The 8394-nt window shown below is 66.8% G+C and carries 9 protein-coding genes and 2 pseudogenes; 8 read left to right on the top strand and 3 right to left on the bottom strand.

Going from position 1 to position 8394, the window contains the following annotated elements:
• The first annotated feature begins 74 nt into the window (after positions 1–74).
• Positions 75–941 (top strand): hypothetical protein, encoded by an 867-nt coding sequence (locus tag ACYVMZ_RS38940; RefSeq protein WP_461087991.1) that lies wholly within the window; start codon positions 75–77, stop codon positions 939–941.
• A gap of 119 nt (positions 942–1060) precedes the next feature.
• Complete coding sequence (locus ACYVMZ_RS38935; protein ID WP_461087989.1) at positions 1061–1372, top strand: hypothetical protein; 312 nt, start codon at positions 1061–1063, stop codon at positions 1370–1372.
• A gap of 142 nt (positions 1373–1514) precedes the next feature.
• On the opposite strand, the gene ACYVMZ_RS38930 is transcribed toward ACYVMZ_RS38935, so the two are convergent.
• Positions 1515–1781 (bottom strand): DUF4158 domain-containing protein, encoded by a 267-nt coding sequence (locus tag ACYVMZ_RS38930; RefSeq protein ID WP_461087987.1) that lies wholly within the window; start codon positions 1779–1781, stop codon positions 1515–1517.
• Positions 1782–2231: 450 nt separating this feature from the next.
• Between ACYVMZ_RS38930 and ACYVMZ_RS38925 the strand changes: the two genes are divergently transcribed.
• The 3 genes and pseudogenes from ACYVMZ_RS38925 to ACYVMZ_RS38915 form a co-directional block, all read left to right on the top strand.
• A complete protein-coding gene (locus ACYVMZ_RS38925; protein ID WP_461087985.1) occupies positions 2232–2633 on the top strand; it encodes a hypothetical protein in 402 nt (133 codons plus the stop codon).
• Between the two features lie 16 nt (positions 2634–2649).
• Entirely contained in the window at positions 2650–3657 is a 1008-nt protein-coding gene (locus ACYVMZ_RS38920; protein WP_461087983.1) for an IS3 family transposase, read from the top strand.
• Positions 3572–4591 (top strand): annotated as a pseudogene (locus tag ACYVMZ_RS38915) (IS30 family transposase); the annotation flags it as partial. The gene ACYVMZ_RS38920 and the pseudogene ACYVMZ_RS38915, both read left to right, overlap by 86 nt.
• A 20-nt stretch (positions 4592–4611) precedes the next feature.
• Here ACYVMZ_RS38915 and ACYVMZ_RS38910 read toward each other — a convergent pair.
• On the bottom strand, positions 4612–5955 hold the full coding sequence (locus ACYVMZ_RS38910) for an IS701 family transposase (protein ID WP_461087981.1): 1344 nt from the start codon (positions 5953–5955) through the stop codon (positions 4612–4614).
• A gap of 93 nt (positions 5956–6048) precedes the next feature.
• Here ACYVMZ_RS38910 and ACYVMZ_RS38905 point away from each other — a divergent pair.
• The 3 genes and pseudogenes from ACYVMZ_RS38905 to ACYVMZ_RS38895 form a co-directional block, all read left to right on the top strand.
• Positions 6049–6269, top strand: a pseudogene (locus tag ACYVMZ_RS38905) (transposase); the annotation flags it as partial.
• Complete coding sequence (locus ACYVMZ_RS38900) at positions 6220–6396, top strand: hypothetical protein (RefSeq protein WP_461087978.1); 177 nt, start codon at positions 6220–6222, stop codon at positions 6394–6396. The pseudogene ACYVMZ_RS38905 and the gene ACYVMZ_RS38900, both read left to right, overlap by 50 nt.
• A 203-nt stretch (positions 6397–6599) precedes the next feature.
• Positions 6600–7235, top strand: coding sequence for an IS110 family transposase (locus ACYVMZ_RS38895; RefSeq protein WP_461087976.1), 636 nt, complete (start codon positions 6600–6602; stop codon positions 7233–7235).
• On the opposite strand, the gene ACYVMZ_RS38890 is transcribed toward ACYVMZ_RS38895, so the two are convergent.
• Positions 7232–8071 carry an IS5 family transposase gene (locus tag ACYVMZ_RS38890; protein ID WP_461087973.1) on the bottom strand — a complete coding sequence of 280 codons (840 nt, stop codon included), beginning with the start codon at positions 8069–8071 and terminating at the stop codon, positions 7232–7234. The genes ACYVMZ_RS38895 and ACYVMZ_RS38890 overlap by 4 nt on opposite strands.
• Between the last annotated feature and the right edge of the window lie 323 nt (positions 8072–8394).

Raw genomic sequence — 8394 nt, 5'->3', positions numbered from 1 at the left:
CACTACATGGAGGCCTTCGGCGAGATCCCGACCGAGCTGAGCGAGTACGCCGAGCTGATGAAGGAGCTGACGGCATGAGCGAGCGTATGAAGCCCCCAGCCCGCCGCACCGGCCGCACCCTCGGCGGCGGTGCCAAGAAGACAGCCCCTCCGCCCCCTCCGCCAGCGGCCGAGCTCACCCCCGAGCAGTACGGCGCCGAGCAGGCCGCCGCCCATGGAGAAGGCCGTCCTGCTGCCAGCGAGCGGCAGGTTCAGCCCGCTTCTTCCACGGTTCCCGTCGAGGGGACGGCGCAGGGCAGGACCGAGACGGTGCCCGAGGTGGCGCAGGCTCCCGCCCCGCCGACCGTTGATGTGGCGCCGAGCGGTCCCGTGCAGGAACCGGTCTCCGGTCAGCCGGCTCGCTTGGTTGGCGTCGCCCCCGAGATGCGGCAGGAATCCGCTGCAGAAGCGGTGGAGCTGCAGACGCAGCCTGTCGTCCCGGCTGCGGAGATGGCAGCGCCTACGATTCGGCCCGCTCAGCCGGCCGAACACGCCTCGCAGCACGAGCCGTCCGCCTTCACGTCGGTGGCTCCTGGCGTGGCCCCGGTCGCCGAGGTTGCGGTTCGCCCAGCAGTTTCTCCGGTCTCGGGCGGTACGGCGTTCCCGGTGAGGACCGACGTTCCGGCGGCTCACCGGGAGCATGACGCGCGATCGGAGGCAGCGCCGAGCGAGGGAACGCCTTGGGCGCAGGGGCCGGGCCGTCCCAAGGACATCCCCGAGACTGCCGTCGTTCTCAACCAGCGCATCATCACGCGGGAGAGCCTCGACTCGTCGGTCCCCGCCGCACTGAAGCTGAAGAAGCGGATCAAGCGCTTCGCCCTGGACAACGAACTGGACCACCTGCCCATCGGCGACATCGTCTCGGTCGCGCTGGACGAGTGGCTTACCGCCCGCGGGTTCTGACCCCAACTGCAGTGCAGGGGCGGCCGCCTCCGCCGGGATGCACGGCCGCCCCTGCCGACTATTCCACTATCCGGATAGGCGGCTAGCTAGCCGCCTATCCGGACCGACCGGAGCAACCCGTGCCCGATCTCTCCCCGCACGTCCGTCGGTTGCGTGACATCGCCGACGCACTCGAAGCCCAGGCCGAGCCGGGCGGCGACCCGTTCGCGCCCCATCCGGACACACTGAGCATCCTCAACAGCCGCCACGTCGACCGGGGCCAGCTCAACTACGCCGTCCCCGACGCTCTCCAGTTGCAACGCCGCATCCGCCGATACAACGCCGATCACGGGGTCCAGCACGGCGACATCGTCGCCTTGGCCCTCGACCTCTGGCTCCGTGCCAAGGGCTATCCACCGGACGTCAACCCGTCGGCGATGGACGGCCCATAACCCTCCCGCGTGATCAGCTCCCTGGACCGAAGCCTCGGATGAGCCTGACTGAGCCCCGTGACAGGCGCTCCAGGGCCGACTGTCAGTGGCCTGTGGTACACCTGACAGCTAGTCCGAAGGTCGTATTTTTCCGGCTAGTTGATCATTTCAGAATGAAGAGGTGCGACATGGTGGAGACCGAGCTGCCCGAGCGGGGGGTGGTGTTCTGGCCGGTCGGCACCACGTACGCAACCGCAGGCGCCGGGACTTCTCCCGCGCCCTCAGGGAACCGCGCCTCGACCTCGAAGAACTTCAGCAACAGGGCGAAGCCCAGCCGATTCGCCCCGGTCTTGTTCCGGAGCCGCACAACCTCGTCCTCAAGAAGCGTCCAGACCTCGATCAGGTCCTCCGGCTCCCACTCCTGCCGCACCGATGCCTCCGCGCCTCAACCAACTGGATCTCCACATCGTGGCGACCAGCCGCCCCACCTGGACGGAAAGCACAGAACCGCACCCCAGCCCCATCACGTTCTGCTACATGACGGGTGGCGGCAGCCATACGAGAACACGGCCGTGACTGTGAGTACCGCCGTAAGCGGCCATGCGCCTCACGCTGGCGACGCGCAACAGAGCGAGGCTTAAAACGAGTTGACAGTTCGCCTCCACACCGCCTCCATGAAACTTCAACAAAAACCCCCACCCCTCGTGCCACACTCCGTGATTACCTGGGATTACATGTCGGACATCGCGGTCGAACGCGATCGTTCGCGCCGCAGCGCTCACGTGCTTCAACACTATGAATGAACCACCGGGTAATGACCGACCGCATGGGGGGAACTGCCTCACCAGCCTCTCCCATGCCCTTTTCATATCGAGGAAACATGGTGACTAACTCCGCATGGGGCAAAGGCAGGACAGCGGCGCTTGGCGCGGCCCTCGCCGCCACGAGCATCGTCGGCCTGGCGTTCGCGGCGCCCGCCACGGCGGCGCCTGCGCCGAGTAACGGCTGGCCTGTGGCACTGACGCGGGTACCCGCCGGAGTCAACAGCGTTCTGCTGTGGTCCGCGTACAACTCCAGGTACGGATGCGTCCAGGTCACCCCGGGCGTGGACAGGACAACCGATGTGAGGGTCGCCCCAAGGGTCAACGGAAACCCGGTCACTCTCCGAGGAATGCTCTACAGCGGCCGGAACTGCGACGGCACATGGGTCGGCAACGCCCCGGAGCAGGGCACGGTGCCGACGGACCAGCAATGGACCAACTACTGGTTCAGGCTGAGCTGAGGCCGCCCCGAGCCCGGTGCCCCGGTACCTGCTCCGTGGCACCGGGCTCGGGACTCCCGGCCTCCGGCCCGGCACCCACAGGGGCACGAGTGCCGGATCGGAAAGCTTTGCGCCACAGATCGCCGCCAGCTCGCGCCACGTTGAAAGCATCCGCGCCCGTCGGCCAGGTCGCAGCGTCTTTCTTCGCGGCCGAGCTCGACCGGCCACACACACGCTCGTAGCGTTCATCGACGAGCACAAGGACCGCTTCGGCGGCGTCGAGCCGATCTGCCGGGTCCTCACCGACCACGACTGCAAGATCGCCCCGTCCACCTACTACGCCCATCACAAACGCCAGGCCGCACCCGCTGCCCGCACCGTCCGCGACGCCGAACTCAAGACCCTGATCACACAGGCGTACGAAGCCAACTACCGTGTCTACGGCGCCCGGAAGATCTGGCGGCACCTGAACCGCCAGGATGTCGCGGTGGCCCGCTGCACCGTCGAGCGCCTCATGCGTGAACTCGGCATCACCGGAGCGGTCCGCGGCAGAAAGGTGATCACCACCATCCCCGACGTGAGCGCTGAGCGGGCCCCGGACCTCGTGGACCGCGACTTCGTCGCCCCCGCCCCGAACCGATGCTGGGTCGCCAACTTCACCCACGTCTCCACGTTCACCGGCGTCGTCTACGTCGCCTTCGTCGTGGACACCTTCTCCCGCCGCATCGTCGGCTGGTCAGCAGCCACATCGAAGGAAACACGGCTCGTTCTGGATGCCCTCGAGATGGCCTTGTGGCAGCGCGACCGGGACCAACAACCCCACCAGAAAGGCGAGCTGATACATCACTCCGATGCCGGCTCGCAGGGTGGATTCCAGTGGTCGTCGCAACACCTGATCGTGGAGGTGTTGCGTGGGACGACCACCCGGGTGGGCGACGGCGGTGACGGGGCGTCCGGCGATGCGTTCGCCGGGGCGGCCTCCGATCCGTCGGGACGTGGAACGGGCCTTCTGGTTGAAGATCGCCGAAGGGCTGACCAGCGATGACGCGGCGATCGCGTGCGGCGTGTCAGGCCCGGTCGGCACACGGTGGTTCCGCGAGCGTGGCGGCATGCCGTCGATCAAGCTCAGCCCGCCGTCGGGCCGGTATCTTTCGTTCGAGGAGCGCGAGGAGATCGCGTTGCTCAACGCCCAAGAGGTAGGAGTACGGGAGATCGCGCGCAGACTGGCCCGGTCGCCGTCGACCATCTCCCGAGAGTTGCGGCGCAACGCTGCGACGCGGAACGGCCAATTGGGCTACCGGGCCTCGATCGCGCAGTGGAAGGCGGAGCTGGCTGCACGGCGCCCGAAGACACCGAAGCTGGTGGCCAATGCGCGTCTGCGCGAGTACGTGCAGGACCGGCTGGCCGGACAGATCCAACTCTCGGACGGGACCGCGGCGGCGGGGCCGCAGACGCCGCGGTGGAAGGGCCGGAACAAGCCCCGGAGGCAGGACCGCCGGTGGGCGACGTCGTGGAGCCCGGAGCAGATCTCGCACCGGCTCAGCGCCGATTTCCCCGATGATGAGTCCATGCGCATCTCGCACGAGGCGATCTACCAGGCCCTCTACATCCAGGGGCGCGGCGCGCTCAAGCGCGAGCTGGTCACCTGCCTACGCACCGGAAGTGCGCTGCGCGTTCCGCGAGCACGCTCCCGACAGCGCGCCAACGGTCACGTCACACCAGAGGTGATGATCAGCGAGCGCCCGGCCGAGGCCGAGGACCGTGCGGTCCCGGGCCATTGGGAGGGCGATCTCATCATCGGCACCGGCCGGTCCGCGATCGGCACGCTGGTGGAGCGCACGACTCGGTTCACGATGCTGCTGCACCTGCCTAGAATGCTGCGCCGGTCCCTGACCTGGGACCGGGGCAAGGAACTCGCTCAGCATGCTCAACTCCGCGTTGCCATTGGGCTCGATGTCTACTTTGCCGACCCGCACAGCCACGGCAGCTGTAGTTCCGGTCATGGTTGGTCGTTGAGAGCGTGTCGGCGCTGGTGGCAGGCTTGCGCGGCGGCTTGATGGCGGCGGCGCCAGGCCATCCAGTGCAGGACGTGTTCCGCGTCTTGGATGGGTGGCGTGAGGACGAACGCCCTGATGAGGCGGACGAGTTCGGGGCAGGTCAACGGGAAGAGACGGGCCGGGGCGGAAGGGCCGGCCGTGGCCGTGGCGGCGGTGAGGGCCAGGACGGCGGACGCGATGAGCGAGAACAGTGACCACCGCATCCAGGAGTTCCAGCAGGTCACCTGTCCCTCGTCGAGGCCGGCGAAGGTCTTGCCGAGCTGGAAGGTCTCCTCGATCCGCCACCTGCGGCAGATCACCTCCACCAGCTGGGCCAGGGTGACGTTCCCGGGGGCCCAGCACCGATAGAAGGAGATCTCGCCGGTGTAGCGGTGCCGGCGGGCAACCAGAACACTGACGCCGTCGTCTTCGTGTCCGTCCGGGCTGTCGTCGGCGCGGACGTCCGCCCAGGACCAGTCGTACTCGCGGGTGCCCTTCGTGCCGTGTCCGGTGCGCATGCGCATCCACCGGTGCGGCAGCACCCTGCCGATCATCTGTCGAGCGCTCTGCCTGCGGCCCGCGCCGTCGGTGACCGTATGCGTGTGGGAGACACCGACCGCATAGCCGATTCCGAACTCCCGCATGGCCTTGCGGAGTTCGCGTCCCGAGTAGACCTCGTCGCCGGCGAACCAGCATGCCCGGACACCCAGCTCGAGCGCGTTCTTGACCATCGCGATGGTCTGCTCGGGCTTGGTCGCGAACATGACCTCCTCCGGGACGCCGGCCGCGTCGCGGCGTTCCTCGTCCGCGGCCCAGTCCTTCGGGAGGTAAAGGGCCCGGTCGATGACCACCCGCGCCGAGTCGGTCACCGCGGCCAGGTGCACGGCGACCTGGCAGAGCCCGACGCCCTTGATCGCGCCGGAATACTGGCGGCCGGCGCCCACACAGCCGGTCGAGGACTTCGCGTCCCCGGTCTCGTCCGCGACCAGCACCACGTCCTGACCTGCGAGTTCCCGCACCACCAGGCGGGCGATTTCCTCCCGGGCCCGGTCGTGGTCGAACCTCGCCCTCGACAGCAGATGCTGCAGCCGGTGCGGTCCCCCATGGCCCAGTGCCTGAGCCAGGGTCCAGCAGTTCCGGGTGTCCACCTCCGTCAACAAGCCCGTGATCATCTGCGCCGCCGTCGAGCGGGTCTCATGCCGTGCGAAACAGTCTGCGATCGCCTTCATCGCCGCCTCGAACACCCGGTCCCAGGCTGCCTGGGCTATCGTGACCTCCACGGCCACCTGCTCTTGATACGTCGTCACAAACGTTCATGATCATGGTGGCCGTACCCATGCCCGCACCCGCCCTCACGAGCTGTTGACCAGCACAGACGTCGGAACTACAGCTGCCGTGACAGCCCCTGGCAGCGAGGCACGAACGAGAACACCAACGGGCTGTTGCGCCAGTATTTTCCCAAGGGCACGGACCTGTCGCGATGGGGCGCTGATGAGCTTGAGGCCGTGGCTTTCGCTCTCAACAACAGGCCCCGGAAACCCTCGGTTGGAAGACACCAGCCGAGGCCCTGAATGAGCATCTACTGTCAATCCAGGAAGCCGGTGTTGCGACGACCGGTTGAATCCGGGCAGTACACATCGTTCGCGCTCGCCGAGCACCTCGACTGGGCAGGCATCGCCGCGTCGATCGGATCGGTCGGCGACGCCTACGACTGTGAGGATGGTGTCACCGCTGCGGAAGTGGCCTGACTCCTGCTTACGACTGACCCTTCGGGTGTCCTGGCTGTTGGTCTGTCGGTCACTTCCGCGGCGGGCTCGTAGCGGGCCGTCGGCCGCGCGGGCAGTGACCGAATAGGAGCCTGCTGCCACCAGGCGCTCGTCACAGTCCTGTCCTCCCGCCCGGCCGACGGGCTCGCGTTGACCGCCGCTTCCGGGAGGGGAAACCGACAGCCATGACCAGCATCCTGCAGGCCGAGCCGATCGGGAAAGTCGTCGTCGGAGTCGACACTCACAAGTGGGTGCACACCGCGGTCGTTGTCGACGTGGTCGGCGGCGCTCAAGGGACCATCAGCGTCTCCGGCGACCGGGGAGGATACGAGCAACTCGACACCTGGGCAGCCCGGTTCGGCCAGGTTTTCGGCTTCGGCGTGGAGGGCACCGGCTCCTACGGATCCGGGCTCGCCTCCTGGTTGCGCAGGCACGGCCGCAAGGTCGTCGAGGTCAACCGGCCCGATCGCCGGGTACGGCGTCAGCGCGGCAAATCCGACCCGATCGACGCGGAGAACGCCGCCCGCGCGGTGCTGGCCGGCACCGCCACCGCGACCCCGAAGAGCGCCGAAGGCACGGTGGAGATGATCCGCCACACCAAGATCGCCCGCGACACGGCGGTGAAGTCCCGCACTCAGGCCATGGTCACCCTCAAGGCCCTGACCGTCACTGTCCCCGACGAACTGCGCGAACAGCTCCAGGGCCTGCCGAAGATGACCCTCATAGACCGGTGCGCGGGGCTGCGGCCCGGGCCGGTCACCAGCGTGCTGGCCTCGGCTAAGAGGGCGTTTGATGTAGGCGAATTGTCGTTTATTTCCTAGTAGGTTCCTCGCCAGGTAGGTGCGGTCTCGTCCGTTATGCGCTTGGCGAGGTTGTCGATCGAGGCGATGTGGATCACGGCTTCGGAGCTGGCGGTCAGGGTCTCGTAGTCGCGTGCGAGACGGCGATGCATCATGATCGATCCGATGCTCCGTTCCACGACCCAGCGCCTTTTGACGACATGAAAGCCACGGATTTCAGGGTTTCTGTTGACGACCTCAACGTCGATTCCGAGCTTCGCTCCGTGCTCGATGACGGCGTTCTTGAAGCCGGTATCGACCCAGCTCTTGGAGATGGTTGGGTAGGTCTTCTTGGCCTGGTCGAGGAGGTGTATTCCTACGGCGTTTTCCGACAGGCTTGCGGCGGTGACGGTTACGGCGAGGAGCAGGCCGAGCGTGTCGGTGATGATGCCTCGCTTCCGGCCCACGATCTTCTTGGCGGCGTCGGTTCCCTGGCTGGTCAGGGGTACGTTCGTGGAGGTCTTCACGCTCTGGGTGTCGATCACGGAGGCGGTCGGTTCGGGCTTTCGCCCCTCCTTCACGCGGGCGAGGCCGGTCAGGTCGTAGTTGAGCTGGGCGAGGATTCCTTCGTCACGCCAGGCGGCGTAGTAGGCGTAGACGGTGCCGTGGTTGGGGAAGTCGTGCGGAAGGTATTTCCATGGGATTCCCGTGCGATTGACGTACAGGATTGCATTGAAGACATCGCGCAGTTCTACCTGGGCCGGCTGGCCGGTGGGTCTGCGATCGAGTCGAGCTTTCCTCCAGGCGGATAAGGTCGGTTCGATCAACGCCCATCGGGCGTCGGACAGGTCGCTGGGGTACGGCTTACGCTCGCTCACGAAAGGGCTCTTACATGAATAGCGCCACCGACAGCGTTACTTGTTGAGCTGGGCGAGTCTGTGACGTCCATAGACCAGACGGAATCTGGGTGCGAGACACGGAGCAAATGGACACCGAGGCCGAAGCTTGGAAAGCCGCGAAGCTACATGTAGGGCGCAGATCACTTCAAAGAGGCCAGGCCGCAAGAGCGAGGTAACACCGCAAGGCATGCCTAAATGCCCACTAAGAGGGCGTTTATGCAGGTCAAGGCCCGTACGCGCCTTATGTGAGTGTCCTATTTCGTCGCGGATAGCCCGATGGGCGAAGAGCATCGCCCGGCGGG

This window comes from Streptomyces deserti (genome assembly GCF_054782695.1).
This window is presented reverse-complemented; position numbering and strand designations above follow the sequence as displayed.

Coding starts and splice junctions, on each gene's coding strand:
- ACYVMZ_RS38940 (WP_461087991.1), top strand. CDS start 75: ATGAGCGAGCGTATGAAGCCCCCAGCCCGCCGCACCGGCCGCACCCTC.
- ACYVMZ_RS38925 (WP_461087985.1), top strand. CDS start 2,232: ATGGTGACTAACTCCGCATGGGGCAAAGGCAGGACAGCGGCGCTTGGC.
- ACYVMZ_RS38900 (WP_461087978.1), top strand. CDS start 6,220: ATGAGCATCTACTGTCAATCCAGGAAGCCGGTGTTGCGACGACCGGTT.
- ACYVMZ_RS38895 (WP_461087976.1), top strand. CDS start 6,600: ATGACCAGCATCCTGCAGGCCGAGCCGATCGGGAAAGTCGTCGTCGGA.